The following is a 26699-nucleotide window of genomic DNA, read 5'->3' as shown; positions in this document are numbered from 1 at the left end:
GCCTAGACCATTGTCGGAAAAAGAAAGAGCCCCAGCGATGCGCAAGCCGCCATCGCCAGCACGGCCCGGCCACCCCACTGCGCAGCCCGGTGCGTGTCTGCCGTGTCGGCAGGCAGCCCTTCGGCATTCAGCGCATAGACGCCCGGCTTCGCAAGCCGAACGCCCAGCAGCAAGGCCATCGCCGCCATCGGCCAGCCGCTGTTGGGCGACGGCGTGCGGCGCGCCTCGCGGGCCACGCCCCGCGGCCACCGCCTCGCCACCAGCGCGAGCAACAGCATGGTGAGCCGCGCGGGCACCCATGACAGCACATCGTCGGCGCGTGCCGCCCACTTGCCGAACCAGGTCCAGTCGCGTCCCTGGCGCTCGCCGCGGTAGCCCCACATCGCATCGGCCGTGTTGGCGAAGCGATAGACCGCCGCGCCCGGCAGCCCCAGCAGCACGAACCAGAACAGCGGCGCCACGAGCGAATCGTTGAGGTTCTCGGCCAGCGATTCGATCGCGCTCTCGCGCACTTCGTGCTCGTCGAGCGTGTTGACGTCGCGGCTCACGAGCTGCGCGAGCTGCGCGCGCCCCGCCGCGAGCGACAGGCCGAGCGCCGCCTCGACCGCCAGCACTTCGCCGCGCAGCATGCACCACGCGAAAAGCGGCTTGAGCGCCACGGCGAGCACCAGCGCGGTGGCCCAGGCGGGCAGCCATCGAAAGCTGGCTTGCTGCAAAGCCATCGCCACCGTACAGACGCCGATCGCGCCCGCGAGCCAGGCGAGTGCGCCCCACGCAAAGAGCGTGGCACGAGCCGAGGTGCACGCTGCTTCAGCGCGCGGCGCGAGGCGCGCACCGATCCAACCCAGGTACCGCCCCATCCACACCACCGGATGCCAGCGCGCGGCCGGCTCGCCGAGCCAGCGGTCGATGGCGAGCGCGAGCCACAGCGCGACGACAAGGACCAACTCGGGCACAAGCGGCTCCGACATTCGTCAGCCGCTCAGAATTGTGGCGCGGCAGAACCGCGAGCACCCGCGGAACCGGCTTTGCCGGGCCGCTGGGTGCGCCCCCCAGTGGGGGGAGGCGCCGCAGGCGCTTCGGGGGGCGTCGTCATGACTAGTCTTCGATGCCGCGCTGCGCCGGAATGCCGGCCTTGAACGCATGCTTCACCATCGTCATGTCGGTCACGGTGTCGGCCAGCTCGACGATCTCCGGCGGGCAGCGCCGGCCGGTGAGCACCACGTGCACATGCGTGGGCCGTGTGCGCAGCGTGTCGAGCACGCCCTCGAGCGGCAGCCAGCCGTAGATCAGCGGATAGGTGATCTCGTCGAGCACGACCATGAAGTGCTCGCCCGAGAGGATCGCCGCCCTCGCCTTCTCCCAGCCGTCGCGCGCGAGCTGCGCCGAGCGCTCGAGGTCCTGGCTCTTCCAGCTGAAGCCGTCGCCGAGGCCTTCGATCGGGATGCCGATCTGCTCGAACATGCGGTGCTCGCCGAAGCGCGCCGAGGGCACCTTCATGAACTGGTAGATCTTCACCGCCTTGCCACGGCCGTGGGCACGCAGCGCCAGCCCGAAGGCCGCGGTGCTCTTGCCCTTGCCGTCGCCGGTGTTGACGATGACGATGCCGCGGCGCTCGCCTTCGGGCTTGTCGTAGGGCTTGTCGGTGGGAGGCGTTTCGATTTGCATGGTGCGGCTTGTGTTGGTTGGGGGGTCAGTTGGGCAGCGCGATCCACTGGTCCGCCACGCGGTGGACGCGGATGCGGTGGTCGAACACCTGTTCGAGCGCGGCGCGCGTCGCCGGGTCGCCGCTGGCGCCGTGGTGCACCACGCGGCCCTGGTCCATGACGACGAGCGCGTCAGCCGCCAGCGCCATGGGCAGTTCGTGCAGCACGCTGACGACCGTTCGGCCCTCGGCGACCAGCGCGCGCACGGCCTGCATCCAGTCGGCCTGGTGCGGCGGATCGAGGTTGGCGAGCGGCTCGTCCATCAGCAGCAGCTCGGCCTCGACAGCGAGCGCGCGCGCGAGCAGCACGCGCTGGCGCTCGCCGCCCGACAGCTGGCCGAGCGGGCGGTCGCGCCAGTCCCAGGCCTGGGTGCTGCGCAGCGCGCGCTCCACGGCCTGGCGGTCGGCGTCGCTCGGTGCGGCCAGCCAGCGTTGGTGCGGCAGGCGGCCGAGCATCGCGATGTCGTAGACCATCAGGTCGTCGGCGCTGCCCTCGCCCGCGGCACCGCTCTGGCCGAGCCAGGAGACCCGCTGCGCACGCAGGCGGTGCGGCAGCTTGGCCGCCAGTTCGCCGAAGAGCAGCACCTCGCCGCCATGCGCGAGCAGGCCCGCAAGCACCCGCAGCAGCGTCGACTTGCCGGCGCCGTTCGGGCCGACCACGCTGGTCCAGCGTGCGCGGCCGATCGCCAGGTCGATGCCATGCAGCACTTCGGCGTTGCCGAGCCGGGCGCGCACGCCGCGTGCCTCGAGCACCGGCGCGTTCACGCCATGCCTCCGCGCAGGCCGCGCCGGTGCATGAGCCACAGCAGGTAGCTGCCGCCGAGCACCGCGGTGAGCACGCCCACGGGAAGCTCCTGCGGTGCGATCAGCCAGCGCGCCAGCAGGTCGGCCGCCATCAGCAGCAGCCCGCCCATCAGCGCGGAGAGCACGATCAGCCGCGCATGCGTGGTCTTGACGACCGAGCGCACGAGGTGCGGCGAGGCCAGCCCCACGAACGCGATCAGGCCGGTCTGCGCCACGGCCGCGCCGGTGGCCAGCGCGAGCACCACCACCAGCGCGGCGCGCATGCCGCCGAGCGGAAGGCCCAGGCTGCGTGCCGTGGCTTCGCCGAGCGCGAGCCCGTCGAGCACCGGCGCGAGCGCCCAGGCCAGCAGCAGGCATGCGGCGCCGACGACCGCCATCACCGCGCACGCGCTCCAGCCGACCAGGCCGGTACTGCCGAGCACGAAGCCCTGCAGCGCCTGCAGCACGTCGGCCGAGGCAATGGTGATCAGGTCTTTGGCCGCGCCGAGCACCACGCCGACGATCACGCCGGCCAGCAGCAACCTGAGCGTCTGCTGCACGCCGCGCGCCAGCGTGAGCGTGAGCATCACGGCGCAGACCGCGCCGAGGAAGGCCGCGCCGGTGAGCCCGAGGCGCAGCGCCCATTGCGCGCTCGCGGCCGAGCCGCCGAAGAGCATCAGCGCCACCGCCACGCCGAACGACGCGCCCGACGCACTGCCGAGCAGGTAGGGATCGGCCAGCGGGTTGCGAAACAGCCCCTGCGCCACCGCGCCCGCCAGCCCGAGCAGCGCGCCAGCGAGCCAGGCGCCGAGCGTGCGCGGCAGCCGGATGTCCCAGATGATCTGCAGCGCCACCGGATCGCGCCCGGCCGCCAGCAGGCTCTCGAACCCGGTGCTGCCGATGCCGAGGCCCAGCACCGCGAACAGGCCACCGAGGCCGACCAGCACGATGCCGATCCACCGGACGCGGCGCTGGTGCCGCAGGTGCATGGCGCCCTCGCCCATTCAGCTGCCCTTCTCGGCGAGGCAACGCGCCATCAGCCGCGCGGCCTCGTCCATGCGCGGCCCCGGGCGCACGAGGATGTCGGACTGCGCGGGGTCGAAGCGGCAGATGCGGCCTTCGCGCACCGCGCGGATGCCGCTCCAGCCCGGGCGTTGCTCGAGGCCCTGGGCGCTGCGCATGCTGACCATGATCAGGTCGGGATCGGCGCGCACCACGTATTCGGGGTTGAGCTTGGGAAAGGGCCCGAGCGCGGCGGGCACGATGTTGCGCGCGCCGAGCCGCGACAGGGTTTCGCCGATGAACGAGGATTCGCCGGCCGCATAGGGCGCGTTGTTGACTTCGAAATACACGCGCAGGCCTCGCGCCGCCGCCGGCACCGATTGCGCCGCGGCCGACACGCTGGCGTCGATCGCGCGCCAGACCGCCGGCGCTTCGCGCGTGCCGAGCACCTGGTCGAGCGTGCCGAGCACGCGCTGCACGTCGGCATGGCGCTGGGGTTCGAGCACCAGCACCTTGAGGCCCAGGGCCTCGAGCCGTTGCGTCACGCGCGACGATTTCGCGAGCAGCACGGCATCGGGGCGCAGGGCGACGATCGCCTCGACGTTCGGGTCGAGCCCGCCGCCGAGTTGCGGCAGGCCACGCACCGCGGCCGGCGAGTTGGAGTAGTTGTCGACGCCAACCAGGCGCGAACATGCGCCCAGTGCGCAGACGCCTTCGGTCAACGAGGGCAGCAGCGAGACGATGCGCTGCGGCGGCTGCGGCAGGTTCACCTTCACGCCGCGCTCGTCGGTCACTTCGAGCGCCTGCGCGCACAGCGCGGCCAGGCCGAGCACGGCCGCGAGCGGGAATGCGCGCCACCGCCGCGGCCTCGGTTTCGTGTTCATCTTCTTTGTCTTCATGCAGGGGCCTTCAGTGTCAGCGGCAGGCCCGCGGCCATCAGCGTGACGCGCCCGCAGGCGGCGGCCACGTCCTGGTTGAGTCGGCCGAGCGCATCGACGAAGGCCCGGGTCTCGCCGCCGAGCGGGATCACGCCCAGGCCGATCTCGTTGCCGACCAGCACCACCGGCCCGCGCGCGTCGCGCAGCGCCGCGAGCAGCATGCCGGCATGCAGTGCGGGCGTGCGCGTGACGGGCCGCGCCTGTGCCGAGCGCAGCGGCATCAGCAGGTTGGTGAGCCAGAGCGTAAGGCAGTCGACCACCACCAGCGTGTCGGCCGTACTGTGGCTGACGATCGCACGGGCCAGCTCGACCGGCTCCTCCACCGCGGCCATGGCCGGCACGCGTGCGGCGCGGTCGGCCTGGTGGCGCGCGATGCGCACGCGCATCTCGTCGTCGTGGGCCTGCGCGGTCGCGATCAGCACGGCGTGCCGCACCGCGGGGGCCTCGGCCAGCCAGTCGATGGCGCGCTGCTCGGCGCGCCGCGACTTGCCGCTCTTCTGGCCGCCCAGGATGAATTCGTGCCGAAAGGTCATGGGCATGTCGCGGTGTGGCGTGCTTGGCGTGCTTGGCTTTGGCGCGCCTACCGCGGCGTCCACTTGAGGCCGAGGTAGGCGTTGCGCCCGCCCGTGGCATAGCCGCGCGCGAGCATGTAGTCCTTGTCGCCCGCATTGTCGATGCGTGCGACCAGACCGATGTCGCGCGTGAGCTGCGTGCTGGCCACGAGGTTCAGCACGGCGTAGCCGCGGAGCTCGCGGGTGTTGGCCGCGTCGTCGAAGCGCTTGCTCGACGCCTGTACCTCGGCGCCCAGTGTCCAGCCGCCGACGCGCCAGTCGGCGCCCAGGGTGGCGTGGCGGCGCGCGCGGCGTGCGAGCAGGTTGTCGGTGTCGAGGTCGCGCGGGTCCTGGAAGTCGGCCGAGGCGCGCAGCGTGACGTCGCCGATGCGGTGGCCGCCCGAGAGCGTCACGCCGCGGTAGCGCGCGCGCGCAGTGCTCGCATAGCAGCCGAAGTCCGAACTGCAGCCGGTTGCCGTGCCGTCGAAGACGATCAGGTTGCTGACCCGGTTCTGGTAGACCACGATGCCCGCGTGCGTGTCGCCGTCGGTGTACTGCAGGCCCAGTTCGACGTTGCGGGCCGACTCGGGCTTGAGCGCCGCGTTGCCGTACTCGCTGAAGCGCTGGTACAGCGTCGGCGCGCGGAACGCCGTGCCGGCCGACACCGTGGCGCGCAGCTTCGGCGTGATGGCATAGCCGTAGGCCGCGCTGCCGGTGGTCTTGCCGCCGAACTCGCTGTCGTTGTCGTGCCGCACGTGCAGCTGCAGCGAATGCGGGCCCTGCACGAAACCGTAGCCGAGCGACACCGCATCCTGCGAGCGGTCGCGCGAGAACAGGCCGCTGCTGGTGGTGGGCGCGTTCTCGAGCACATCCTCGCGGCGTTCGAGCGTCGCGGTCACGAGGTGCGCGCCGAAGCGGAACTCGTTCTGGAACAGGTAGCCGCGCAGCCGGGTGTCGGTGCCGTAGAACGATGGCTGCGTGCGGTAGACCGACTGCGAATCGGTCACCTGCACGCGCGTGCTGTAGATGTCGTTCCAGCGGGCCGACCACGAAAGGCCCGCGGTCTGCAGCGTGCTGCTCGACACGTCGTCTTTGAAGCGGATCGGTGGCCGGGTCCTGAAGCTGACGGGCGCGTCGTAGCCGGCGTCGCTGTCGCTGTAGAGCAGCGTGGCCTCGAGCCGCTGGCCGGGCGCCAATTCATAGCCCAGGCGCAGGTTGCCGGCACTGGTGCGGTAGCCGTCGCGGTCGGGGCTGGTGAAGCCGTCGCGCGAGGGTGTGCGCTTGTCCATCGGGAGCACGTTGAAGCCCTTGCTTTCTTCGTGCGACACGCCGAGCGAGTAGTCGAAGGCTCCCGACTTGCCGCTCACGCCTGCCTCGGCCCGGCGCAGGCCGTGGCTGCCGAAGCCGATGCCCGCGTAGGGCGCCACGCCCTCTTCGCCGCGCCGCGTGAAGAGCTGGATCACGCCGCCCACTGCGTCCGAACCGTACACCGCAGCGGCAGGCCCGCGCAGCACCTCGATGCGATCGATCTGCGCCAGCGGAATGCTTTCCCAGGCGGCGCCACCGGTCGATTGCGAATCGACGCGCACGCCGTCGATGTACACCGCCGTGAAGCGCGTCTCGGCGCCGCGGATGAACAGACTCGTGGTGTTGGCCACGCCGCCGCTGCGCGAAATCTCGATGCCGGGCAGGCGTGCGAGCACGTCGGCCACACCGGTGGCGCCGCTGCGTTCGATGGTCTCGCGGTCGACGACCGACACGTCGCCCACAAGATCGGAAAGCCGCTGCGGCGTGCGGTTGGCCGTGACCACCGTCTCGCCGAGCGAGGCGACAAGCTCCGGCTGGGCATGCGCGGCAAGAGGCAGCTGCAGCAGCGCGGTGCCGCCGAAAGTGGATACGAGTGCGAGCGGAAGGCAGGCAAGGCGAAGGCGGCGCGCAGGCGCACGGCCAATGGATACTGGAAGGCAGGAAGTCATGGATGAAACGAACGAACGTCTGATGCCCGTCGCCGGCTTCCCCGCCGGCGGTTGGGCGCAATGGCTGCTGCACGCACCCTTCGAAGATCGTCGGGTCCATGCGGCAGCCGCCTCGTTGGCCGGTATCCGGGCTGGCAGTGCGACCCCACCGCCTTCCCAGGCACCTGTTTCAGGGCGCCCAGTGGCTGGATGGATGGGGTTGACGCGCGAGGCGTCGACTGCTTGACCGTTGCGGGGGCAGCGCAGGCGGCTTCGGCCCGGTCTTCGTTTCCGAAAAAGGGCCTCCACTCCTGCTTCCCGTTGAACCGCGGCGCGTGAACCAAGCCGCAGGCACCAACAAGCGGGATTCTAGGGCAGGCTCCAGCTTGGTTAACGCTATCATCGCCAACCATGCCCGCCTCCAGCCCCATCGACCAGATCGCCGAGCGTGTGGACCGCCTGCTCGTGCGTCATGAAGAGGTGCAGCGCACCAATGCGCTGCTGCAGGAGCAGCTCGAGGCACTCACGCGCGAGCGTGACGCCCTGAAGTCGCGGCTCGCCGCGGCCCGCACGCGGCTCGACGCCCTGCTCGAGCGGCTGCCCGTCGAACCACCCCCCGAAGATTCCTCCGCATGAAGCAGATCGAAGTTCAGATCATGGGCCAGAGCTATCTGCTCGGCTGTCCCGAAGACGGCGAGGCGCAGCTGCGCGACGCCGTCGAGCGCGTCGATGCGGCCATGTGCAAGATCCGCGATGCAGGCAAGGTCAAGGCGCGCGACCGCATCGCGGTGCTGGCCTCGCTGAACCTGGCTTTCGACCTGGCCTCGCAGCAGGTCGCTGCGGCGGCCGCGCCTGCCGCCATGGACGAACCGTCCGCAGCTGTTTCGAGCGACGTCGAAACCGATGCCAAGGCCGCCCAGATCATTCAGAAACTCGATCAAGCCCTCGCGGGCGATGACCATTTACTCTGAGTGCAGGCACCCGGCGCCAGCCGGGCGTAAAATCGGCACTGTCTGCGGTGCGCGTCGGGCTTAATATTTCCTTGTTCCAATGCTCTCCGGAGCCGGGCTTGGTACATCGCTCGACGGGTGTGATCATCTCGCGTCAGATGAACCCGAAGTCTTGCTGCCCTCGCCCACCTGAACCCTGGTTCAGGATGCGGGTTCGGCGCCCACTCGCAGACACCTTTTTTTCGTTCTTGCGGCCCCTGCATTCACTGCACGGGGCCGTTGCTTTTTCTCGAGGCTCTGCTGCGCGTGAATTCCCTGCTCGACCCCATCCTGATCGCCGAACTGGCCGCACTCGGCCTTGGCACCGGTTTCCTTGCAGGCCTGCTCGGCATCGGCGGCGGGATGCTCATGGTGCCGTTCATCACGATCATCGTGGGGCACCGCGGCGTACCGGGTGATCTGGCCGTGAAGATGGCGATCGCCACCTCGATGGCCACGATCATCTTCACCTCGATCTCGAGCGTGCGCGCGCACCACAAGCGCGGCGCGGTGCGCTGGGACATCGTGCGGCGCCTCGCGCCCGGCATCATCATCGGCAGCCTGATCGGCAGCATGGGCGTGTTCGCGCTGCTCAAGGGCACGGTGCTCGCGATCGTGTTCGCGCTGTTCGTGGGCTTCTCGGCCACGCAGATGTTCCTCGACCGCAAGCCCAAGCCCACGCGCCAGATGCCCGGCACCGCAGGGCAGCTGTCGGCGGGCGGCGCGATCGGCTTCATCTCGGGCCTGGTCGGCGCGGGCGGCGGCTTCGTCAGCGTGCCGTTCATGACCTGGTGCAACATCTCGATCCACAACGCCGTGGCCACCAGCGCCGCGCTCGGCTTTCCGATCGCGGTGGCCAACGTGGCGGGCTACGTCATCAGTGGGCAATCGGTCCAGGGGCTGCCGGCCGGCTCGTTCGGCTACATCTGGCTGCCGGCGCTCGCGGTGATCGCACTGGCCAGCGTGCTCACGGCGCCGCTCGGCGCCAAGGCGGCGCACAGCCTACCGGTCAAGAAGCTCAAACGCGTGTTCGCGAGCATCCTGTACGTGCTCGCTGCCTACATGCTCTGGAAGGGGCTGACGGGCTAAAGCCCTTCCGATGCCGGGTTGATCGGTTGCGGTGCGCGGGGCCGGGCCGTATAACGGCCGGATGAAAATCCTTATCGCAGTCGACGGCAGCCCGTACACCCAGAAGGCCCTCAACTACCTGCTGGCCAACCGGTCGATGTTCGTGGACGGCCACGAGCTCGTCGTGGTCCACGTGGTCACCGGCATCTCGGGCCATGTCACGCGCCACCTCAGCAAGGAAGTGCTCGACGAGTACTACACCGAGGAGAGCACCAAGGTGCTCGATCCGGTCGTCGCCCTGCTCGCCAAGGAAGGCGTGAGCAGCTATACGGTCGACAAGCGCCACGGCCATGCTGCCGAGGAGATCCTCAAGGCCGCCACCGCGTCGAAGGCACAGCTCATCGTGCTCGGCACCCATGGCCACGGCATCCTCGGCCGCGCGCTGATGGGCTCGGTCGCCACCAAGGTGATCTCGGAAACCGACACCTCGGTGCTGCTGGTGCAGTAGCAGCAGGCTGCCCGGTTACAGTGGGGAGGCTTCCCCAACGACCGGATCAACCATGGCTTCCATCAACTTCATTGGCGGCGAGAAAGGCGGGGTCGGCAAGTCGGTCACCGCGCGCGTGCTGGCGCAGTACTTCATCGACCACAGCCGGCCCTTCACCGGCTTCGACACCGACCGCTCGCACAGCTCGTTCACGCGCTTCTACGAAGGCTTTGCCTCGCCCGTCGTGGTCGACAGCTTCGAAGGGCTCGACACCGTGGTCAACGGCTTCGAGACCAACCCGCAGCAAAGCGTGATCGTCGACCTCGCGGCGCAGACGCTTGCGCCGCTCGCGCGGTGGATCAAGGAGTCGGACCTGTTCGACGTGTTCGACGAGCTCGGCGTGGCCGTCAACTTCTGGCACGTGCTCGACGATGGCAAGGATTCGAGCGACCTGCTCGGCACGCTGATCGACACCTTCGGCAAGCGGCCCAACTACATCGTGGTGCAGAACTACGGCCGCGGCAGCGACTTCGGCATGCTGCTCGCGTCGCAGTCGCTCTCGAAAGCCACGGCCGCCGGCGCGCGCGTGATCGCACTGCCGCGCCTGCACGAGGCCAGCATGCGCAAGATCGATGCGCAGAGCACCAGCTTCTGGAAGGCGGTGAACGACCGCGAAAGCCCGCAGGCACTCGGCCTGCTGGAGCGCCAGCGCGTCAAGTCGTGGCTCGCGACCGCTTACGCAGCCTTCGACACGCTGCCTCTCTAGCAATCAGCCCCTCGGGCGGCGAAACAGCAGCACCAGCAGCAGCACCGAGAGCACCGCGAAGGCCACGAACGACCAGTTCGCGAGCGTCAGGCCGAACAGCGACCAGTCGATCTTCGAGCAGTCGCCGCCACCGCGGAAGATCATCGGCAGCGCGCGCTTGAGCGGGAAGGTCTCGATCATTCCGTACAGGTCGCGACCGCAGGAAACGACCTCGGGCGGATACCACTGCAGCCAGCTCTGCGCGGCCGCGGTGTAGGCCCCGCCGATGGCCGAGACCAGCGCCAGCGCCGTACCCGCGCGCTGCAGGCCGCGCTGGCGGAACAGCGCCGCCAGACCCGAGAAGATCGCCACCAGCATCAGCGCATAGCGCTGCACGATGCACATGGGACAGGGCTCGAGCCCCACGACATGCTGCAGGTAGAGCCCGAATGCGAGCATCAGCACGCAGGCGAGGCAGATCAGGGCAAGCGCGCGGCGCGGCGCGCCGAAATACCAAGCGATCAAGGGGAAACCCAATCTTCTTCGACGAACACCCTGGCCTTGCGCGGCGTGGCGACCACGGTGTCGCCCTCGTTCAAGCCCAGGTCGCGGAACTGTTGCGCAGGGATTTGCGCCTCGATGATGGTTCCGGAGCCCGGATTATCTGGATTCGTTTCGGTGGGCTCAAGTTCCAGCCGTGCGATCGGCCCGACCACGATGGCGCGCGACAGCGTGGCCACGATGCCGGTCGCGCCGGCGGTGTAGCGCTCCACGCTCAGGTCGTGCGGCCGCACATAGGCCATGGCTTTGGCGCCGCGCGCGCCGCTGTGTTCGGGCGAATCGAGGCGCATGCCGTCGAGCTGCACCGTGCCGGCATCGGCCCGGCCATGGAACAGGTTCACGTCGCCGAGGAAGCCGTAGACGAACGGGCTCGCGGGCTGGTCCCACACCTCCTGCGGCGAGCCGACCTGCTCGATGCGGCCCTTGTTGATGACGACCACGCGGTCGGCCACCTCGAGCGCCTCTTCCTGGTCGTGCGTGACGAAGATCGAGGTCACGTGCAGCTCGTCGTGCAGCCGACGCAGCCAGCGGCGCAGTTCCTTGCGCACCTTGGCGTCGAGCGCGCCGAAGGGCTCGTCGAGCAGCAGCACCTTGGGCTCGACCGCCAGCGCGCGCGCCAGGGCGATGCGCTGGCGCTGCCCGCCCGAGAGTTGCGACGGGTAGCGGTCGGCCAGCCAGTCGAGCTGCACCAGCTTGAGCAGGTCGGTCACCTTGGCCTTGATCTGCGCCTCGCTCGGGCGCTCGCGGCGCGGCTTCACGCGCAGGCCGAAGGCCACGTTCTCGAACACTGTCATGTGGCGGAACAGCGCGTAGTGCTGGAACACGAAGCCCACCTGCCGCTCGCGCACGTGCACGTCGGTGGTGTCCTCGCCCGCGAACAGGATGCTGCCGGTGTCGGCCGTCTCCAGCCCCGCGATGATGCGCAGCAGCGTGGTCTTGCCGCAGCCCGAGGGGCCGAGCAGTGCGACCAGTTCGCCCGAGCCCACGTCGAGGTTGACGTCGGCCAGCGCGCGGAAGTCGCCGAACTGCTTGCTGATGTTGCGGATTTCGATGCTCATGTCTTGTTGTTCCTTCTCACTCAGGCCGCCGTGGCGCCGGCAGGCCGCTCGGGCGGCAGCTCGGCGATGGCCTTCATCTCGCGCTCGTGGCGCCACTCGATCACGGTCTTGATCACGAGCGTGACCAGCGCGAGGATCGCCAGCAGCGAAGCGACGGCAAAGGCCGCGACCGACTGGTATTCGTTGTAGAGCACTTCGACGTGCAGCGGCATGGTGTTGGTCTGGCCGCGAATGTGACCCGACACCACCGACACCGCGCCGAACTCGCCCATGGCGCGCGCGTTGCACAGGATCACGCCGTACAGCAGGCCCCACTTGATGTTGGGCAGCGTCACACGCCAGAAGGTCTGCCAGCCGGTCGCGCCGAGCACGATGGCCGCCTGCTCCTCGTCGGTGCCCTGCGCCTGCATCAACGGGATGAGTTCGCGCGCGATGAAAGGAAAGGTCACGAACACGGTCGCCAGCACGATGCCGGGCACCGCGAAGATGATCTTGATGTCGTGCTCGGCCAGCCAGGGCCCGAACCAGCCCTGCGCGCCGAACACCAGCACGTAGATCAGGCCCGCGACCACCGGCGACACCGCGAAAGGCAGGTCGACCAGCGTGGTCAGGAAGGCCTTGCCGCGGAACTCGAACTTGGCGATGGCCCAGGCGGCGGCCACGCCGAACACGAGGTTCATCGGCACCGAGATGGCGGCGACGATCAGCGTCAGGCGGATCGCGCTCCAGGCGTCGGGCTCCTTCAGCGCCTCGACGTAGGCGTCGACGCCCTTGCGCAGCGCCTCGGTCGCCACCGCGGCGAGCGGCAGCACCAGGAACAGGAACATGAACGCCAGCGCGATGCCGATCAAGAGCCAGCGCACCCATGCGGATTCGGTGGTGCCGGCCTGCGTGCGGCGGATGACTTTGGAGGGTGCTCCCATGTCAGGCTCCCGCCCTGTGGCGCTGCCACGCTTGCAGGCCGTTGATGACGAGCAGCAGCAGGAACGAAATGACCAGCATCACCAGCGCGACCGCCGTGGCGCCCGCGAAGTCGTACTGCTCGAGCTTGCCGATGATGATCAGCGGCGTGATCTCCGAGATCATCGGCATGTTGCCCGCGATGAAGATCACCGAGCCGTATTCGCCGATCGCACGCGCGAAGGCCATGGCAAAGCCGGTGAGCAGCGCCGGCGCGATCGAGGGGAAGATCACCTTGGTGAAGGTCTGCAGGCGTGTGGCGCCGAGCGAGGTGGCGGCCTCTTCGAGCTCTTTCTCGGCGTCTTCGAGCACCGGCTGCACCGTGCGCACCACGAACGGCAGCCCGATGAAGATCAGTGCCACCACCACGCCGGCCGGCGTGAAGGCGAGCTTGATGCCGTGCGGCTCGAGCCATTGCCCGATCCAGCCGTTACCCGCGAGCAGCGCGGTGAGCGAAATGCCCGCCACCGCCGTCGGCAGCGCGAAAGGCAGGTCGACCAGCGCATCGACGATGCGCTTGCCCGGAAACTTGTAGCGCACCAGCACCCAGGCCACGAGCAGCCCGAACACGGCATTCACCATGGCCGCGAGCAGCGAGGCGCCGAAGGTCAGCCGGTACGAGGCCATCACGCGCGGGGCGGTCACGGCCTCCCAGAACTGCTCCCAGGTCAGCGCGAAGGTCTTGAACACCAGCGCCGACAGCGGGATCAGCACGATCAGGCAGAGATAGAAGATCGAGAAGCCGAGCGTGATGTGGAAGCCCGGCAGCACGCGCTTGCTGGCCCCTGCCCTGTTCCCACGCGAAAGCGGCGCTCCCGCGGACGGGAGCGCCGAAGAGACAGCGCCGCTCATTTACTTTCCGCCGGGGGTGTAGAGCTTGTCGAACTGGCCGCCGTCGTTGAAGTGCACCTTCTGCGCCTCGCCGAGGCTGCCGAAGAGTTCCTGCACCGTGAAGAGCTGCAGCGGCTTGAAAGTGGCGGCGTGCTTCTTGAGTACCGCCTGCGAGCGCGGGCGCAGCGCATGCTTGGCCGCGATTTCCTGCGCCTCTTCGGAATAGAGCCAGTCGAGGTAGGCCTTGGCCAGTTCGCCGGTGCCCTTCTTCTTGACCGTGCGCTCGACGATGGCAACCGGGTTCTCGGCCACGATGCTGATCGACGGATAGACGGAGTCGACCTTGCCCGTGCCGAAGTCGCGGTCGATGGAGACCACTTCCGACTCGAAGGTGATCAGCGCGTCGCCGATGTTGCGCTGCAGGAAGGCGGTGGTCGCGTCGCGCCCGCCGCGTGCCAGCACCGGCACGTTCTTGAACAGCTTGCCGACGAACTCCGCCGCCTGCGCGTCGGTGCCGCCCTTCTTCTTGATGTAGCCCCAGGCCGCAAGGTACGCATAGCGGCCGTTGCCGCCGGTCTTCGGGTTGACGACCACCACCTGGACGCCCGGCTTGACCAGGTCGTCCCAGTCCTTGATGCCCTTGGGATTGCCCTTGCGCACGAGCAGCAGCATGGTCGAGGTGGTCGGTGCGGCGTTCTCGGGGAACTTCTTGTTCCAGTCTTTCGCAACCACGCCCGTGCTGGCGAGGAAGTCGATGTCGGTGGTGGTGTTCATGGTGACCACGTCGGCATCGAGGCCGTCGGCCACGGAGCGGGCCTGTGCGCTCGAGCCGCCATGCGACTGGTCGATCTTCACGTCCTTGCCGGTGGTCTTCTTGTAATGGGCCACGAAGGCGGCGTTGTAGTCCTTGTAGAACTCGCGCGCCACGTCGTACGACGCGTTGAGCAGCGTACTGGACTGCGCCAGGGCGCTGCCCCCCCCGAGAGCGGAAGATGCCAGCACGAGCACGGCGGTGAAGGTCTTGAATCTGGATTTCATGGTGTTGCGAAGGTCTTCTGGAAATGTCGCGGTCCGCATTCTGCCTGCAGTCCCGCCGCGACCCGGCTTGCACGGGTGCGGCAATCAATCTGGTCTGTGTGTCCTTGTGCCTGGTGGCGCCTGCGATTGTGCGAACGGCGGCGTCGATCCCAAACGAATATCTGCTTGTTTGGTTATGGCGTTTTCAACATAAGGCTAGTACATCGTGGTCGCCCCGCCGCTCAGGTGCTCGACCAGAAAGTCGATCAGCCGGCGCACCGCCGGCACCATCGCCCGCCGCGCCGGGAACACGATGTGCGCAATGACGGGCGCCGGCCCCCAGTCGGGCAGCACCCGCGCGAGGCGGCCGGCCTCGAGGTCGGCGCGGCACATGTAGTCGGGCAGCAGCGCCGCACCCACGCCCTCGAGCGCCGCGGCCTGGAGCGTGGCGAGGTCGTCCGCCACGTAGCGCGGCGTGTGCAGGTGCACGTGGCTCTCGCCGTTCGGGCCCTCGAGCCGCCATTCGCTGCGGCCTTCGCCGTTGGCGGACATGGCGGCGGTCGGCAGTCGCGCAAGGTCGGCCGGCGAGGCGACCGGCCCCAGCCGCTGCAGCAGGTCGGGGCGGGCCACCAGCACGCCTCGGCTGGTGCCCAGCACCTTGGCGACCAACGTGGTGCTGTCTTCGATCTCGGGGCGCACGCGAAGCGCGATGTCGATGCCCTCCTCGATCAGGTCGACTGGCCGGTTCATCACGCGCATGTCGACGCGCACCGCTGGGTAAAGCGCCATGAAGCGCGGCAGCAATTGCGCGAGCCCGCTGTGGGCGATGGTGATCGGGCACGCCAGGCGGACCGTGCCGCACGGTTCGGTGTGCACCTGCGCCACCGCTTCGGTCGCGGCCTGCGCCGCGTCACGCACCGCGGCTGCATGGCGCAGAAAGATTTCGCCGGCCGGCGTGAGCGACAGCCGGCGCGTACTGCGCTGCATCAACTGCACGCCGAGCCGCGCTTCGAGCTCGGCCACGCGGCGCGACAGGCGCGATTTGGGAATGCCGAGCGCCCGGCTGGCCGCGGCAAAGCCGCCGCGCTCGGCCACCTCGGCGAAGAAAACCATGTCGTTGAGATCCTGCATGGGTCGAATTGTCCTGCAATTGGAACGATGTAGTCAAAAAATGGCTACTTATCACCCACTCGCACCAAAAATAGAATTACTCATCGCCGGTCACGTTTCGAGCACCGGCCCCTCACACACAAGAAAGATTGATCATGAAGTTGCTCCACGTCGACGCCAGCGTTCTGGCCGCCGGTTCGGTTTCGCGCTTGCTCACGGCCGAGACCGTGGCCGCCTGGAAGGCCGCGCATCCTGATACCACGGTCGAGTACCTCGATCTCGCCGCCGACGCACCGCCGCACTTCGGCGCCGATGCGCTGGGCGCGAAGATCGGCATGCAGGCCCAGCCCACCGAAGCCCAGCTGCGCGAGAACGCCCTGTCCGAAAAGCTGGTGAGCCAGTTTCTCGCCGCCGATGTGGTGGTGATCGGTGCGCCGCTCTACAACTTCTCGATCCCGACCCAGCTCAAGGCCTGGATCGATCGCCTGGCCCAGCCCGGCCGCACCTTCAAGTACACCGAGACCGGCCCCGTAGGCCTGGCCGGCGGCAAGACGGTCATCGTGGCCTCGAGCCGCGGCGGCGTCTACTCGACCACCGAGGGCGGCCAGGCCACGGAGCACCAGGAAAGCTACCTCAAGGTGATCTTCGGCTTCTTCGGCATCACCGACGTGCGCTTCGTGCGCGCCGAAGGCGTGGCGATGGGCGATGCGCCCAAGGCTGCGGCGCTGGCCGCGGCGCGCAGCGACATCCTCGCGGCCACGGCCGAGGCCGCGAACCAGAAGAACGTCGCCCAGGCGGCCTGAACCACGACACCCGGCGGCTTCAGGCCGCCGAGTGGGCCTTGACCCAGGCCACGTACTTGTCCATCCAGCCCTGCAGGAATTTCTTTGTTCCTTCGTTGCCGATGTGTCCGCGGTCGTCGAACAGGTCGTCCTTGGCCTGCAGAAACACCTCGGGCGCACCGAGCGTGGGCGCGTCGAGGTAGGCCAACACGTTGCGCAGGTGCTGCTGCGCCAGCGCGGTGCCGGTGGCGCCCACCGACACGCCGAGCACGCCGGCCGGCTTGCCGCCCCACGCGCTCTGTCCGTAGGGCCGCGAGGCGTGGTCGATCGCGTTCTTCAGCACCCCCGGGAACGAGCGGTTGTACTCGGGCGTCACGAACAGCAGGCCCTGCGCCGCCGCGATCTCGCTCTTGAGCCGCCTCACCGAAGGCGCCTGGTTGCCGTCGTCGTCCTGGTTGTACAGCGGCAGGTCGTCGATGCGCACATGCTCGAAGGTGAAGTCCGAGGGCGCCAGGTGTGCCAGCGCGAGCGCCAGCTTCTGGTTGAACGAATCCTTGCGCAGGCTGCCGACGACGACAGCGATCCGGGTCTGGCTCATGGATGAGTCTCCTAGAAAGGGGGGATAAAAAGAAAAGGGCCGGTCCGCAAGATTATGCGAAGCCCCAAGACCTTTTCGATGAAAGCGCTTCGCCCGGGCTGGCTTTGTGCCACGCCCAGCAGGCACGCGCGATCGAAGGCATCATGGCCCGGGTCTATTCCTTGATGCTGGAGCGAATCGCATGAGATTTCTGATGGTGGGCGCCGGCGCGCTCGGCGGCTATTTCGGTGGACGGCTGCTCGAGGCCGGCCGCGACGTCACCTTCCTGCTGCGGCCCCGCCGCGCTGCGCAGATCGCCCGCACCGGGCTGGTGGTGCAGAGCCCGTTCGGCAACCTGAACCTCCCCTCGCCGCGGCATGTACTCGCCGAGGACATCGAGGCGCCCTACGACGTGATCGTGGTCGGCAGCAAGGCCTACGACCTCGACGCGACGATGGATTCCTTCGCGCCCGCGGTCGGGACCGAGACCGTGATCCTTCCGCTGCTGAACGGGATGGGCCATGTCGATCGGCTGGCCGAGCGCTTCGGCGGCGAGCGCGTGCTTGGCGGCCTCTGCATGATCTCGGCCACGCTCGACGACGAAGGCCGCGTGCTGCACCTGAACGACCTGCACGGCCTGCGCTTCGGCGAGCGCGCGGGCGGGCGCTCGGCGCGGGTCGACGCGATCGCCGCCCAGTTCGCCGGCGCCGGCTTCGACGCCAGCCTGAGCGAGGACATTTCGCAGGACATGTGGGAGAAGTGGGTCTTCATCGCCTCGGCCGCGGGCCTCACGAGTCTGATGCGCGCCAGCATCGGCGACGTCGTGGCCGCGGGCGGCCGCGACGTGGCGCTCGCGATCTTCGATGAATGCTGCGCCATCGCGGCGCACAACGGCTTTGCGCCGCGCCCCGCCGCCATCGAGCGCGGCCGCGCCATGCTGACCACCGCCGGTTCGCCGATGACCGCCTCGATGTACAAGGACATCGTGCGCGGGGCGCCGGTGGAAGCCGACCACATCGTCGGCGACCTGCTCGGCCGGGCGGCGCCTGCCGGCGCCTCGTCTGCGCCCTCGGTGCTGCGCACCGCCTACGTCCACCTCAAGGCCTACGAAGCGCGCCGCGCGAACGCGTCCGCCTGAAGCCTGAAACGCCCACGCGAACGCAACCGCAAGCGCCGATGACCGGCCGCATCGCATTCCTTCACACCGCGCAGGTGCATGTGCCGAGCTTCGAGCGCCTGGTGCGCGAACTCGCGCCCGAGGTGGAGGCCGGGCACCTGGTGCGCGAAGACCTGCTGCACGAGGCCCGTACCGCCGGCACCGACCACCCCGCCCTGCCCGCCAAGGTGCAGGACGCCATGCGCGAGGCCGCCGCTGCCGATGGTGCGGCGGTGGTCGTGTGCACCTGTTCCACCCTCGGCGACATCGCCGAAAGAACCGCCACCGGCGGCGCCTTTGCGGCCCAGCGCATCGACCGCGCGATGGCCGACCGCGCGGTGCGCGCGGGCCCGCGCGTGTTGGTCGCCGCCGCGCTCGAGAGCACGCTCGAACCGACCCGCGCGCTGGTGCTGTCGGCAGCCGCACAGGCCGGCGTGGGCGTGCGGCCGAGCCCGTTGCTGGTCGCGGGTGCATGGGCCCATTTCGAGGCCGGCGACACCGCGCGCTACATCGAGGTGCTGGTCGACGCGATCCGCGACGCCGCCACGGCAGCCGACGTCGTGGTGCTGGCCCAGGCCTCGATGGCGCCCGTCGCCGACGAACTTGCCGACCTCGGCATCGAGGTGCTCAGCAGCCCGCGGCTCGGCGTGGCGCATGCGCTGGCCACGCTGCGCGCCGCGCACCGGGCGTGGGATGCCGACCCGGTCGGCGGCGCCCTCAATCTGCCTTGAGGATCGTCTCGCCCCTGAGCGCGCCCATGTCGCGGATGTTGAGGCGGTGCCGCTTCCAGCCGTCCCAGGTGCGGCGCATGTGCGTGATCGAGATGAAGTAGTAGAGGACCTTGAACATGCCGAGCGCGCGCCAGATCGGCGTGCCGCGGTAGATGTCGCCGGCCAGCAGCGACATCAGCGCCTCCTTCACGCGGAACGGGTTGCCCGGATGCATGAACATGTCGCGGATCGTGGGGTTCGTCACGCGGTAGATGAACCACGAGTATTCGCGCGGGCCCTTGCGCATCATGGTCTCGAAGTCGCGTCGCGCGGCGGCCAGCGCGGCGGGACGGTCGAGCGCCGTCGCCACCAGTTCGGCGCCGTCGAAGGCGCTGTGCATCGCCAGGTACACGCCCGACGAGAACATCGGGTCGATGAAGGTGAAGGCATCGCCGAGCAGCAGATAGCGATCGCCCGTGGCGTGCGTGCTCGAATACGAAAAGTTCCCCGTGGCGTGCACCGCGTCGTCCACCAGCCTCGCGTTCTTGAGCCGGTCCGCGAGCACCGGGCACAGCGCGATGGTGTCGTAGAAGAAATCCTTCAGCGGCTTGTCGCGCGTCTTCAGGTAGTACGGCCAGCAGACCGCGCCCACACTCGTGGTGCCGTCGGCGAGCGGAATGAACCAGAACCATCCGTGCGCGAACCAGCAGATGCTGATGTTGCCTTCCTTCTTGCCTTCGAGCCGCTCGGCGTTGGTGAAATGGCCGAACAGCGCGGTGCTGTTGTGGTCGGGGTTCTTTTCCTTGCAGCGGAATTTGTTGGCCAGCAGCGTGTCGCGGCCCGTCGCGTCGACCACGAAGCGCGCACGCCAGCTGCGCTTGGCGCCGTCGTCCATCACGGCCTGGACCGTGGCGCCCTCGGCGTCGAAAGCCACGTCGCGCACTTTGCAGCCTTCGATGGTTTCAGCGCCACGCGTCGCGGCATGGCGGAACAGCAGTTCGTCCAGCTCCGAGCGCCGCACCTGCCAGGCCGAGTCGAGCGACCTGTCCCAGCCCTCGGCAAAGTCCACATAGCTGCGGTGCTCGTGGTCGGGCGACACGAACTCGATCCCGAACTTCGGCATGCCGATCTTCTCGACCTGGTCGCGCACGCCGAGCTTGTCGAACAGCTCGACGTTCGCGGGCAACAGCGATTCGCCGATGTGGAAGCGCGGGTGATGCTCCTTTTCGATCAGCACCACCTGGCGGCCCTGCTGGGCAAGCAGCGCCGCAATCGTGGACCCGGCGGGGCCGCCGCCGACGACGAGAACGTCGCAGGAATCAGCAGGGTCGGAGGGCAGCTGGGCGGAAGCTGGAGGTTGGGACATGCGAGGACAGGCTAGGTGGTCAAGGACCGCAAAGCATAGCCTGCACCGCCGGCACTCCGCAAAGTCGGCTAAGCGGCCGGCGCACCGAGGCGGCACACTCCGCCAATGACAGCGCCCCGAGCCGAACATGAATACCGCGAACGCGTGGCACGCGTCGTCGCCGCCATCGTCGCCGATCCGATGGCCGAGCACCATCTCGAGGATCTAGCGCGCCTCGCGCACTTCTCGCCTTTTCACTTTCACCGCGTCTACCGGTCGGTGGCAGGCGAAACCGTGGCGGCGACCGTGCGGCGGGTCCGCCTGGCGCTCGCCACCCAGCTGCTGACGCGCGGCGGCCATAGCATCACGGACGTGGCGCTGAGCGTGGGCTATGAAAGCCCGCAGGCCTTCACGCGCGCCTTCGGCCAGTTCGCCGGGCAATCGCCGCGCGCATTCCAGCAGCAGATGCACGCCGTGGTCCTCAGCCCCGCCCTAACCGCCTCCGAGGTCGGGCCGGTGCCGGAGGTGCGAATCGTCGAGCGCCGCGCGCAGCCGGTGCGTGCGCTGCGCCATCAGGGCCCGTTCTCCACCATTCCCCACACGCACCGCCAGCTGCATGCACATGTCGGAACGCGCAGGGTGTCGGACTGGTTCGGCATCTCGAGCGGCGATCCGGAAGCGCAGCCCGAGTTTCTCTACTACGTGGCAGCGGCCTCGGCAGATCCGTGGCCACTCGGCGACACCGCGCTCGAATCGCTCGACGTTCCCGGCGGCCTCTACGCGGTGCATACCCTTGCGGGCCCCTACACCCGCATCAATTCCGCTGTCTACGCGCTCTACGCGCGCTGGCTGCCGGGCAGCGGCTACGAGCCGGACGACCGCCCGACGCTGGAACGCTACCTGAACTCACCGCACGAGGTCGCACCGGCCGCGCTGCGCACCGAACTGCTGATTCCCATACGGCCCGCTCGCTGACACGTAATCAAGCCTTATCCAGAACACGGAACATTTCATGCCGCTCTTTTTTCTGCGCTCCTTGCTGACATTCGTCTGCCTCGCCGCGCCCATGGCACAGGCCGCGGGCTTCGACACGTTCGAGATACCGGCCAGCGCGGAAGGCCCGGCACTTCGCTCGGCGGTCTGGACGCCGTGCGCCAAACCGGCTGCTGAGTTCCAGCTTGGCCCCTACGCCCTTCGAGGCGTGCGCAACTGCCCGGTTGCGACCGAGTCACGGGCGTTGCCGCTGGTCGTGCTGTCGCACGGCTACGGCGGCTCTTTCCTCGGCCACCACGACACGGCCGAAGCGCTGGCGAATGCAGGATTCGTCGTCGCTGCCATCAACCACTCCGGCGACAACTACCAGGTGCGCGGCGGACCGGCCGACAGCATTGCAGCGCTCGCGACCCGCACGACAGACATCCGGCGCCTCATCGACCACATGCTCCGGCAGTGGCCCGGGCATGCCGTGCTCGACGAGCAACGAGTCGGCTTCTTCGGCTTTTCCAGGGGCGGCTACACAGGCCTCGTGCTGATCGGCGCACAACCGGATTTCTCTCGGCTGTTGTCGCTTGCTCCATCCCTCTGCGCGTCGGCCTCGAAGGCTCCAGCTTGCACGTCGATGCAGCAACGCTACAACGAACTGCTTGCCACACCGCTGGTGCGCGACGCCCGCATCAAGGCCGCCGTCATCGCCGATCCGCTCAGCATGGTGTTCGATGCCGCGGGCTTGAAGAACGTCAAGACCCCCGTGCAGCTCTGGGCCTCCGAGTACGGCGGCGACGGCGTAACGCCCGAAAGCGCGATGGCTGTCCGACACAACCTGCCCGTTATGCCCGATTGGCACCGAGCGGACAAGGCCGGGCATTTCGGCTTTCTCGCACCGTGCACGCCAGCGCTGCTCGCCTCGGCGCCCGAGATCTGCCGTGACGGACCAGGTTTCGACCGCGCGGCTTTCCACGCCGGCTTCAACGCCGAAGTCGCCGCCTTCTTTCGGCGCCACCTCGCCGCGGAGCGCACGAGTTCGCCCCCGTAGCGCTCATCAGGCGGCGGCACCTCTGGGCGCGTTCTGCAGCGTCGCCTGCGTCACGCTCGCCCCCGCCGGCACGTCCTCGGTAACCCAGACGTTGCCGCCGATCACCGCGCCCTTGCCGAGCGTCACGCGTCCGAGGATCGTGGCGCCCGCATAGACCACCACATCGTCCTCCACCACCGGGTGCCGCGGCAAGCCCTTCTGCAGGTTGCCTTGGGCATCTGTCGGAAAGCGCTTGGCGCCGAGCGTCACCGCCTGGTAGAGCCGCACGCCCTTACCGATGACGGCGGTCTCGCCGATGACGATACCCGTGCCATGGTCCATGAAGAAGCCGGCATCGATCTGCGCGCCGGGGTGGATGTCGATTCCGGTCTGCGCATGCGCGAGTTCGGCCACGATGCGCGCGAGCAGCGGCAGGCCGAGCTTGTAGAGCTCGTGCGCGAGCCGGTGGTGGATCATCGCGAGCACGCCCGGATAGCACAGCAGGACCTCGTCCACGCTGCGCGCGGCCGGGTCGCCGTTGTAGGCCGCGAGCACGTCGCTGTCGAGCAGGCGGCGCAGCCTCGGCAGTTCGCGCGCGAACTGCAGCACGGCCGCAGCAGCAACCTCGTCGATCTCGACCGCCGAGCGCGGTTCGTGGCGCGCGTTGAAGTTGAGTTCGAGCCGCGCCTGTACCAAAAGTGTCTGCAGCGCAGTGTTCAGCGTGTGGCCGACGTAGAAGTCCTCGCTCTCGTGGCGTAGCTCGGGCGGTCCGAGCCGCATCGGGAACAGCGCGCCCTTGAGCGATTCGACGACCTGCGCCAGCGCATCGCGCGACGGAAACTCGCGCGCGCCGGGCTCGCGCGAGCGACGCTGCGAATCGCGCCATTCGTTGCGTGCGTCATGCAGCGCGTGGACGATGCCGCTCAGTTCGAATTGAGCCATGTGTTCCTTGCTCCCGTGTGTTTCGAGTTGCGTCCGGTCCGGTCCCGCGCAGGCGACTGGATGGACCTGGCCACCACCACTATAGGAGGGTCGCGGCGACCGTGCATCGTCGCCAAGGCGTCTACGGCCGGCAGTGTGTCATTCGGGTTTCACTGCCGCACCGGACGATGGGGCGACGATCCACTTTCCCCCATGCATTCATGAAGCTTCGAATCGCCGCCCTCGGTGCAGTGGCGGGCCTGCTGGCCAGCCCGGCCTTCGCACTCAACATCTTGGTCGTCAACGACGACGGCCTGACCAGCAACCTCAAGGCGCTCTACGAAGCGCTGAAGGCCGACGGCCACGATGTCATCGTCTCGGTCCCCTGCACCGGCCAGAGCGGCCGCGGCGCCGGCATCGTCATGTACAGCACCGTCACCATCGTGCCGGACGATGATGCAACCCAGGTCAACAAGGAAGGCGGCTGCCACAACGGCGCGGCCAAGACGGGCGAGCCGGCGGTCGGCCCCTTTACCAAGGCCGGCTACACGAACGGCGACTACTTCTACGCGCACGGGACGCCGGTGATGGCCACCATGTACGGCCTCGACGTGCCTGCCAAGGCGCGCTGGTCGAAGGCACCCGACCTCGTGCTGTCGGGCCCCAACGAAGGCCAGAACGTCGGGGGCATCATCAACAGCTCGGGCACGGTCAGCAATGTGCAGTTCGCGCTCGGCCGCGGCATTCCGGCCATCGCCCTGAGCGCCGGCGCCGACACCACCGACAACGCCGGGCTGGCCAACGCCTACTCCCAGGTGGTTGCCGCGCACACGGTCAAGCTGGTGAAGACGCTGCAGGCCAAGGCCGGCAATGGCCCGCTGCTGGCCGGCGGTGTGGCGCTCAACGTGAACTTCCCGAACGCCCCCACCCCCGCGATGACCTGGGCGTTCTCGCGCATCGGCACCTACAACCTGTACAACCTGGCCTTCCGCAACAGCCCGCCGTACGGCCTGGGCGGGCTGGCCGGCAGCGGCACGCCGACGCCCGAGCAGGCAGAGGACGAGTCGCTTGTCATCCAGTCGAAGATCGCGGTCTCGGCGATGCAGTTCGGCTTTGAGCACCGGCCGGCCGGACAGCAGTGGCTGCGCCTGCGCCTGCGCGACCTGTTTGCCGAATGAGGTCCGCCGCATGAAGCGACTCTCACTCTGTGGCGCGGCCACGGCGGCCCTCCTCGTCCTCTGCGCATGTGGAGGCGGCGGCGGCGGTGCATCCGCGGTGTTCCCGCCGGTCGCGCTGCCCACGCAGCCGGAAGCACCCGGTGCTGCCGAAGGGCCTCGGGTGTCGGTAGACGAACTGGGCAGCGGCACGTATGCCGTGAGCATCGGCGACGCCGATGCGCCGACCGTCGGCAAGTACTACGCTGCGGCCGACGGGACGCGGCTGCTGGTGCTCGGTGGCCATGACGACATCGCCAACCAGTCCTACCGCCGCGCGGCCGAACCCGCGGCACGCTGGATCGCCGTGCCGGCGCCGGACCAGGACGTGGCCGTCACGCTGCTCCAGCACCACACGCTGAACACGGCCGAACTTGCCGCGGCGACACTGGCCGGGCGCTATGTGTCGCAGGTCGCAGCCGGGGAAGCCACGGCCTTCAGCATCGCGGCCGACGGCCGGCTGTCGGCGGAACCGGGTTCCGACTGCAAGCTCAGCGGGAGCCTCGCGGCAGGCGTGCTGCCGGGCACGCTCCTGCTCGACCTGCACACGCACGGCTGCGCCGCGCTGCCGGCCTCGGCCAAGGGCGTGCTGGTGGCCGACGCCGACTACGCGCCGGCGCGCTTCCGACTCCTGGCGGACAACGGCGAGCGGCTGATCGACATCTGGGCCTACGCCGAGTAGGAGAACGGCGCCTCGTGCACACCACACCGGGCTCGTCGAGGCGCCTCCTGTCCTGCTTGCCTACTTCTGCTTCGCGGTATAGATCTGGTCGAACGAGCCACCGTCGGCGAAGTGCGCCTTGTCGGCCTTGGCCCAGCCGCCGAACGCCTGGTCGATGCTGACCAGCGTGAGCGTCGGAAACTGCTTGTCGTATTTGGCCCTGGCCTTCTCCGACGTGGGCCGGTAGAAGTTGCGGCCCGCGATGTCCTGGCCTTCGTCCGAATAGAGATAGTTGAGGTATTCCTCGGCCACCGCGCGGGTGCCCTTCTTGTCGACCACCTTGTCGACCACCGCCACCGTGGGCTCGGCCAGGATCGAGAGCGGAGGCACCACGATCTCGAACTTCTCGGTGCCGAACTCCTTCAGCGCCAGGAAGGCCTCGTTCTCCCAGGCCAGCAGCACGTCGCCCACGCCGCGCTGCACGAAGGTGATGGTCGAGCCGCGCGCGCCGGCGTCGAGCACGGGCACGTTGCGGAACAGGTTGCCGACGTATTCCCTGGCCTTGTCGTCGCTGCCGTACTTGCGCCGCGCGAACTCCCAGGCGGCCAGGTAGTTCCAGCGCGCGCCGCCTGAGGTCTTGGGGTTCGGCGTGATCACCTGCACGCCGGGCTTGGCCAGGTCGTCCCAGTCCTTCAGGCCCTTGGGGTTGCCCTTCTTCACGAGGAACACGATGGTCGAGGTGTAGGGCGCCGAGTTGTGCGGCAGGCGCTTCTGCCAGTCGGACTTGACCACGCCGCCATGGGTGACGAGCGCATCGATGTCGCCGCCGAGCGCGAGCGTCGCCACGTCGGCGTCGATGCCGTCGATGATCGAGCGCGCCTGCTTGCCCGAGCCGCCGTGCGACTGCTTGACCGTCACGTCCTGGCCGGTCTTGGCCTTCCAGTATTTGGCGAACGCACGGTTGTAGTCGACATAGAGCTCGCGCGTCGGGTCGTACGACACGTTGAGCAGCGTCACCGGGCCGGCGCCCTGCTGCTTCTGCGCGAACGACGGCAACGCCGTCAGGGCCATGGCGCCGGCCAGGCCGGCACCGAGGGAAAGCTTGATAAAGTCGCGGCGGAGGCGCATGGTGTCTTGCTCAAAAAGGCATATCGATGAAGCCACGTATTCTCAATAAGGCATATGGAAACGGGAACGACCGAGTTCTCAGTTCTAAATAGCCAAATCAACTAAGGCCTGTCAGCAGGCCTTGGCAACCACTTTCCCCACCAAAGGCAATTCAAAAATGGCACGCATGGTTCAGTGCATCAAGCTCGGCAAGGAAGCCGAAGGGCTCGACTTCCCGCCCTATCCCGGAGAACTGGGCAAGCGCCTGTGGGAAAACGTCAGCAAGGAAGCCTGGGCTGCCTGGCTCAAGCAGCAGACGATGCTCGTCAACGAGAACCGGCTGAACCTTGCCGACCTCCGCGCACGCCAATACCTGGCCCGGCAGATGGAGAAGCATTTCTTCGGCGAAGGCGCCGACGTGGCACAGGGCTACGTGCCGCCGCCGTCGAACTGAG

At 68.6% G+C, this 26699-nt stretch carries 30 protein-coding genes and 1 riboswitch; of the genes, 13 read left to right on the top strand and 17 right to left on the bottom strand.

The annotated features are described in order from the left end of the window. Positions 1-2: 2 nt before the first annotated feature. The 7 genes from cbiB to AC3A6J_RS24440 all read right to left on the bottom strand — a co-directional run bounded on the left by cbiB (position 3) and on the right by AC3A6J_RS24440 (position 6955). Complete coding sequence (gene cbiB, locus AC3A6J_RS24470) at positions 3-971, bottom strand: adenosylcobinamide-phosphate synthase CbiB (protein ID WP_487862601.1); 969 nt, start codon at positions 969-971, stop codon at positions 3-5. Between the two features lie 127 nt (positions 972-1098). Next, positions 1099-1668 carry a cob(I)yrinic acid a,c-diamide adenosyltransferase gene (gene cobO / locus AC3A6J_RS24465; RefSeq protein WP_487862600.1) on the bottom strand — a complete coding sequence of 190 codons (570 nt, stop codon included), beginning with the start codon at positions 1666-1668 and terminating at the stop codon, positions 1099-1101. Between the two features lie 25 nt (positions 1669-1693). Continuing rightward, positions 1694-2470, bottom strand: a complete 777-nt coding sequence (locus tag AC3A6J_RS24460; RefSeq protein ID WP_487862599.1) for an ABC transporter ATP-binding protein — start codon at positions 2468-2470, stop codon at positions 1694-1696. After that, on the bottom strand, positions 2467-3477 hold the full coding sequence (locus AC3A6J_RS24455; protein ID WP_487862661.1) for a FecCD family ABC transporter permease: 1011 nt from the start codon (positions 3475-3477) through the stop codon (positions 2467-2469). Before AC3A6J_RS24455 ends, AC3A6J_RS24460 begins: the two co-directional genes overlap by 4 nt. A gap of 15 nt (positions 3478-3492) precedes the next feature. Next, positions 3493-4389, bottom strand: coding sequence for an ABC transporter substrate-binding protein (locus tag AC3A6J_RS24450; protein WP_487862598.1), 897 nt, complete (start codon positions 4387-4389; stop codon positions 3493-3495). Continuing rightward, positions 4386-4961: a bifunctional adenosylcobinamide kinase/adenosylcobinamide-phosphate guanylyltransferase gene (locus AC3A6J_RS24445; RefSeq protein ID WP_487862597.1), complete on the bottom strand. Its 576-nt coding sequence runs from the start codon at positions 4959-4961 to the stop codon at positions 4386-4388. The genes AC3A6J_RS24450 and AC3A6J_RS24445 overlap by 4 nt, the downstream gene beginning before the upstream one ends. A 47-nt stretch (positions 4962-5008) precedes the next feature. Beyond that, on the bottom strand, positions 5009-6955 hold the full coding sequence (locus AC3A6J_RS24440; protein WP_487862596.1) for a TonB-dependent receptor domain-containing protein: 1947 nt from the start codon (positions 6953-6955) through the stop codon (positions 5009-5011). Between the two features lie 100 nt (positions 6956-7055). Next, a riboswitch (cobalamin riboswitch) is annotated at positions 7056-7308 on the bottom strand. Positions 7309-7345: 37 nt separating this feature from the next. On the opposite strand from AC3A6J_RS24440, the gene AC3A6J_RS24435 reads away from it, so the two are divergent. The 5 genes from AC3A6J_RS24435 to AC3A6J_RS24415 all read left to right on the top strand — a co-directional run bounded on the left by AC3A6J_RS24435 (position 7346) and on the right by AC3A6J_RS24415 (position 10244). Further along, on the top strand, positions 7346-7570 hold the full coding sequence (locus AC3A6J_RS24435; RefSeq protein WP_487862595.1) for a DUF904 domain-containing protein: 225 nt from the start codon (positions 7346-7348) through the stop codon (positions 7568-7570). Then, positions 7567-7905 carry a cell division protein ZapA gene (locus tag AC3A6J_RS24430; RefSeq protein ID WP_487862594.1) on the top strand — a complete coding sequence of 113 codons (339 nt, stop codon included), beginning with the start codon at positions 7567-7569 and terminating at the stop codon, positions 7903-7905. Before AC3A6J_RS24435 ends, AC3A6J_RS24430 begins: the two co-directional genes overlap by 4 nt. A gap of 285 nt (positions 7906-8190) precedes the next feature. Next, positions 8191-9012 (top strand): sulfite exporter TauE/SafE family protein, encoded by an 822-nt coding sequence (locus AC3A6J_RS24425; RefSeq protein WP_487862593.1) that lies wholly within the window; start codon positions 8191-8193, stop codon positions 9010-9012. A 61-nt stretch (positions 9013-9073) separates the two neighbouring features. After that, positions 9074-9499 (top strand): universal stress protein, encoded by a 426-nt coding sequence (locus AC3A6J_RS24420; protein WP_487862592.1) that lies wholly within the window; start codon positions 9074-9076, stop codon positions 9497-9499. A 52-nt stretch (positions 9500-9551) separates the two neighbouring features. Next, a complete protein-coding gene (locus AC3A6J_RS24415; RefSeq protein ID WP_487862591.1) occupies positions 9552-10244 on the top strand; it encodes a P-loop NTPase family protein in 693 nt (230 codons plus the stop codon). Between the two features lie 3 nt (positions 10245-10247). Here the strand turns inward: AC3A6J_RS24415 and AC3A6J_RS24410 are convergent, their stop codons facing one another. The 6 genes from AC3A6J_RS24410 to AC3A6J_RS24385 form a co-directional block, all read right to left on the bottom strand. Continuing rightward, positions 10248-10748 (bottom strand): disulfide bond formation protein B, encoded by a 501-nt coding sequence (locus tag AC3A6J_RS24410; protein WP_487862590.1) that lies wholly within the window; start codon positions 10746-10748, stop codon positions 10248-10250. Beyond that, the gene (locus tag AC3A6J_RS24405) at positions 10745-11842 is read right to left on the bottom strand and encodes a sulfate/molybdate ABC transporter ATP-binding protein (RefSeq protein WP_487862589.1); all 1098 of its coding nucleotides are present in this window, start codon (positions 11840-11842) and stop codon (positions 10745-10747) included. Before AC3A6J_RS24405 ends, AC3A6J_RS24410 begins: the two co-directional genes overlap by 4 nt. Positions 11843-11862: 20 nt before the next feature. After that, positions 11863-12765, bottom strand: a complete 903-nt coding sequence (cysW, locus tag AC3A6J_RS24400; protein ID WP_487862588.1) for a sulfate ABC transporter permease subunit CysW — start codon at positions 12763-12765, stop codon at positions 11863-11865. Between the two features lies 1 nt (position 12766). Continuing rightward, positions 12767-13654, bottom strand: coding sequence for a sulfate ABC transporter permease subunit CysT (cysT, locus tag AC3A6J_RS24395; protein ID WP_487862587.1), 888 nt, complete (start codon positions 13652-13654; stop codon positions 12767-12769). Next, positions 13655-14671 carry a sulfate ABC transporter substrate-binding protein gene (locus tag AC3A6J_RS24390; protein ID WP_487862586.1) on the bottom strand — a complete coding sequence of 339 codons (1017 nt, stop codon included), beginning with the start codon at positions 14669-14671 and terminating at the stop codon, positions 13655-13657. Between the two features lie 195 nt (positions 14672-14866). Further along, positions 14867-15781, bottom strand: a complete 915-nt coding sequence (locus tag AC3A6J_RS24385; protein WP_487862585.1) for a LysR family transcriptional regulator — start codon at positions 15779-15781, stop codon at positions 14867-14869. A 134-nt stretch (positions 15782-15915) separates the two neighbouring features. Between AC3A6J_RS24385 and AC3A6J_RS24380 the strand changes: the two genes are divergently transcribed. Then, positions 15916-16563, top strand: a complete 648-nt coding sequence (locus AC3A6J_RS24380; protein WP_487862584.1) for an FMN-dependent NADH-azoreductase — start codon at positions 15916-15918, stop codon at positions 16561-16563. Between the two features lie 19 nt (positions 16564-16582). On the opposite strand, the gene AC3A6J_RS24375 is transcribed toward AC3A6J_RS24380, so the two are convergent. Further along, entirely contained in the window at positions 16583-17140 is a 558-nt protein-coding gene (locus AC3A6J_RS24375) for an NADPH-dependent FMN reductase (protein WP_487862583.1), read from the bottom strand. 181 nt (positions 17141-17321) lie between these two features. Here AC3A6J_RS24375 and panE point away from each other — a divergent pair, with 181 nt between their 5' ends. Then, positions 17322-18257, top strand: a complete 936-nt coding sequence (gene panE, locus AC3A6J_RS24370) for a 2-dehydropantoate 2-reductase (RefSeq protein ID WP_487862582.1) — start codon at positions 17322-17324, stop codon at positions 18255-18257. A gap of 38 nt (positions 18258-18295) precedes the next feature. Then, the gene (locus AC3A6J_RS24365; protein WP_487862581.1) at positions 18296-19006 is read left to right on the top strand and encodes an Asp/Glu/hydantoin racemase; all 711 of its coding nucleotides are present in this window, start codon (positions 18296-18298) and stop codon (positions 19004-19006) included. On the opposite strand, the gene AC3A6J_RS24360 is transcribed toward AC3A6J_RS24365, so the two are convergent. Continuing rightward, entirely contained in the window at positions 18993-20351 is a 1359-nt protein-coding gene (locus AC3A6J_RS24360; RefSeq protein ID WP_487862580.1) for an NAD(P)/FAD-dependent oxidoreductase, read from the bottom strand. The genes AC3A6J_RS24365 and AC3A6J_RS24360 overlap by 14 nt on opposite strands. Positions 20352-20456: 105 nt before the next feature. On the opposite strand from AC3A6J_RS24360, the gene AC3A6J_RS24355 reads away from it, so the two are divergent. Together AC3A6J_RS24355 and AC3A6J_RS24350 are read left to right on the top strand one after the other, a co-directional pair. Beyond that, a complete protein-coding gene (locus AC3A6J_RS24355; RefSeq protein ID WP_487862579.1) occupies positions 20457-21305 on the top strand; it encodes an AraC family transcriptional regulator in 849 nt (282 codons plus the stop codon). A gap of 91 nt (positions 21306-21396) precedes the next feature. Further along, entirely contained in the window at positions 21397-22362 is a 966-nt protein-coding gene (locus AC3A6J_RS24350; RefSeq protein ID WP_487862578.1) for an alpha/beta hydrolase family protein, read from the top strand. Between the two features lie 6 nt (positions 22363-22368). Here the strand turns inward: AC3A6J_RS24350 and epsC are convergent, their stop codons facing one another. After that, a complete protein-coding gene (gene epsC / locus AC3A6J_RS24345; protein WP_487862577.1) occupies positions 22369-23283 on the bottom strand; it encodes a serine O-acetyltransferase EpsC in 915 nt (304 codons plus the stop codon). Positions 23284-23483: 200 nt separating this feature from the next. On the opposite strand from epsC, the gene AC3A6J_RS24340 reads away from it, so the two are divergent. Further along, entirely contained in the window at positions 23484-24440 is a 957-nt protein-coding gene (locus AC3A6J_RS24340) for a 5'/3'-nucleotidase SurE (protein WP_487862576.1), read from the top strand. Positions 24441-24450: 10 nt separating this feature from the next. Continuing rightward, complete coding sequence (locus AC3A6J_RS24335; RefSeq protein ID WP_487862575.1) at positions 24451-25158, top strand: hypothetical protein; 708 nt, start codon at positions 24451-24453, stop codon at positions 25156-25158. Positions 25159-25218: 60 nt separating this feature from the next. On the opposite strand, the gene AC3A6J_RS24330 is transcribed toward AC3A6J_RS24335, so the two are convergent. Next, a complete protein-coding gene (locus tag AC3A6J_RS24330) occupies positions 25219-26265 on the bottom strand; it encodes a sulfate ABC transporter substrate-binding protein (protein WP_487862574.1) in 1047 nt (348 codons plus the stop codon). A gap of 157 nt (positions 26266-26422) precedes the next feature. On the opposite strand from AC3A6J_RS24330, the gene AC3A6J_RS24325 reads away from it, so the two are divergent. Further along, a complete protein-coding gene (locus AC3A6J_RS24325) occupies positions 26423-26698 on the top strand; it encodes an oxidative damage protection protein (RefSeq protein ID WP_487862573.1) in 276 nt (91 codons plus the stop codon). Position 26699 lies beyond the last annotated feature (1 nt).

It is taken from the genome of Variovorax sp. Soil_C_39, from assembly GCF_057656815.1.
The sequence above is the reverse complement of the archived record's forward strand: the minus strand, read 5'-3'. Positions and strand labels throughout refer to the sequence as shown.

Coding starts and splice junctions, on each gene's coding strand:
- cbiB (WP_487862601.1), bottom strand. CDS start 971: ATGTCGGAGCCGCTTGTGCCCGAGTTGGTCCTTGTCGTCGCGCTGTGG.
- cobO (WP_487862600.1), bottom strand. CDS start 1,668: ATGCAAATCGAAACGCCTCCCACCGACAAGCCCTACGACAAGCCCGAA.
- AC3A6J_RS24455 (WP_487862661.1), bottom strand. CDS start 3,477: ATGCACCTGCGGCACCAGCGCCGCGTCCGGTGGATCGGCATCGTGCTG.
- AC3A6J_RS24450 (WP_487862598.1), bottom strand. CDS start 4,389: ATGAAGACAAAGAAGATGAACACGAAACCGAGGCCGCGGCGGTGGCGC.
- AC3A6J_RS24445 (WP_487862597.1), bottom strand. CDS start 4,961: ATGACCTTTCGGCACGAATTCATCCTGGGCGGCCAGAAGAGCGGCAAG.
- AC3A6J_RS24440 (WP_487862596.1), bottom strand. CDS start 6,955: ATGACTTCCTGCCTTCCAGTATCCATTGGCCGTGCGCCTGCGCGCCGC.
- AC3A6J_RS24435 (WP_487862595.1), top strand. CDS start 7,346: ATGCCCGCCTCCAGCCCCATCGACCAGATCGCCGAGCGTGTGGACCGC.
- AC3A6J_RS24430 (WP_487862594.1), top strand. CDS start 7,567: ATGAAGCAGATCGAAGTTCAGATCATGGGCCAGAGCTATCTGCTCGGC.
- AC3A6J_RS24420 (WP_487862592.1), top strand. CDS start 9,074: ATGAAAATCCTTATCGCAGTCGACGGCAGCCCGTACACCCAGAAGGCC.
- AC3A6J_RS24415 (WP_487862591.1), top strand. CDS start 9,552: ATGGCTTCCATCAACTTCATTGGCGGCGAGAAAGGCGGGGTCGGCAAG.
- AC3A6J_RS24405 (WP_487862589.1), bottom strand. CDS start 11,842: ATGAGCATCGAAATCCGCAACATCAGCAAGCAGTTCGGCGACTTCCGC.
- cysW (WP_487862588.1), bottom strand. CDS start 12,765: ATGGGAGCACCCTCCAAAGTCATCCGCCGCACGCAGGCCGGCACCACC.
- cysT (WP_487862587.1), bottom strand. CDS start 13,654: ATGAGCGGCGCTGTCTCTTCGGCGCTCCCGTCCGCGGGAGCGCCGCTT.
- AC3A6J_RS24390 (WP_487862586.1), bottom strand. CDS start 14,671: ATGAAATCCAGATTCAAGACCTTCACCGCCGTGCTCGTGCTGGCATCT.
- AC3A6J_RS24385 (WP_487862585.1), bottom strand. CDS start 15,781: ATGCAGGATCTCAACGACATGGTTTTCTTCGCCGAGGTGGCCGAGCGC.
- AC3A6J_RS24380 (WP_487862584.1), top strand. CDS start 15,916: ATGAAGTTGCTCCACGTCGACGCCAGCGTTCTGGCCGCCGGTTCGGTT.
- AC3A6J_RS24375 (WP_487862583.1), bottom strand. CDS start 17,140: ATGAGCCAGACCCGGATCGCTGTCGTCGTCGGCAGCCTGCGCAAGGAT.
- panE (WP_487862582.1), top strand. CDS start 17,322: ATGAGATTTCTGATGGTGGGCGCCGGCGCGCTCGGCGGCTATTTCGGT.
- AC3A6J_RS24365 (WP_487862581.1), top strand. CDS start 18,296: ATGACCGGCCGCATCGCATTCCTTCACACCGCGCAGGTGCATGTGCCG.
- AC3A6J_RS24360 (WP_487862580.1), bottom strand. CDS start 20,351: ATGTCCCAACCTCCAGCTTCCGCCCAGCTGCCCTCCGACCCTGCTGAT.
- AC3A6J_RS24355 (WP_487862579.1), top strand. CDS start 20,457: ATGACAGCGCCCCGAGCCGAACATGAATACCGCGAACGCGTGGCACGC.
- AC3A6J_RS24350 (WP_487862578.1), top strand. CDS start 21,397: ATGGCACAGGCCGCGGGCTTCGACACGTTCGAGATACCGGCCAGCGCG.
- epsC (WP_487862577.1), bottom strand. CDS start 23,283: ATGGCTCAATTCGAACTGAGCGGCATCGTCCACGCGCTGCATGACGCA.
- AC3A6J_RS24340 (WP_487862576.1), top strand. CDS start 23,484: ATGAAGCTTCGAATCGCCGCCCTCGGTGCAGTGGCGGGCCTGCTGGCC.
- AC3A6J_RS24335 (WP_487862575.1), top strand. CDS start 24,451: ATGAAGCGACTCTCACTCTGTGGCGCGGCCACGGCGGCCCTCCTCGTC.
- AC3A6J_RS24330 (WP_487862574.1), bottom strand. CDS start 26,265: ATGCGCCTCCGCCGCGACTTTATCAAGCTTTCCCTCGGTGCCGGCCTG.
- AC3A6J_RS24325 (WP_487862573.1), top strand. CDS start 26,423: ATGGCACGCATGGTTCAGTGCATCAAGCTCGGCAAGGAAGCCGAAGGG.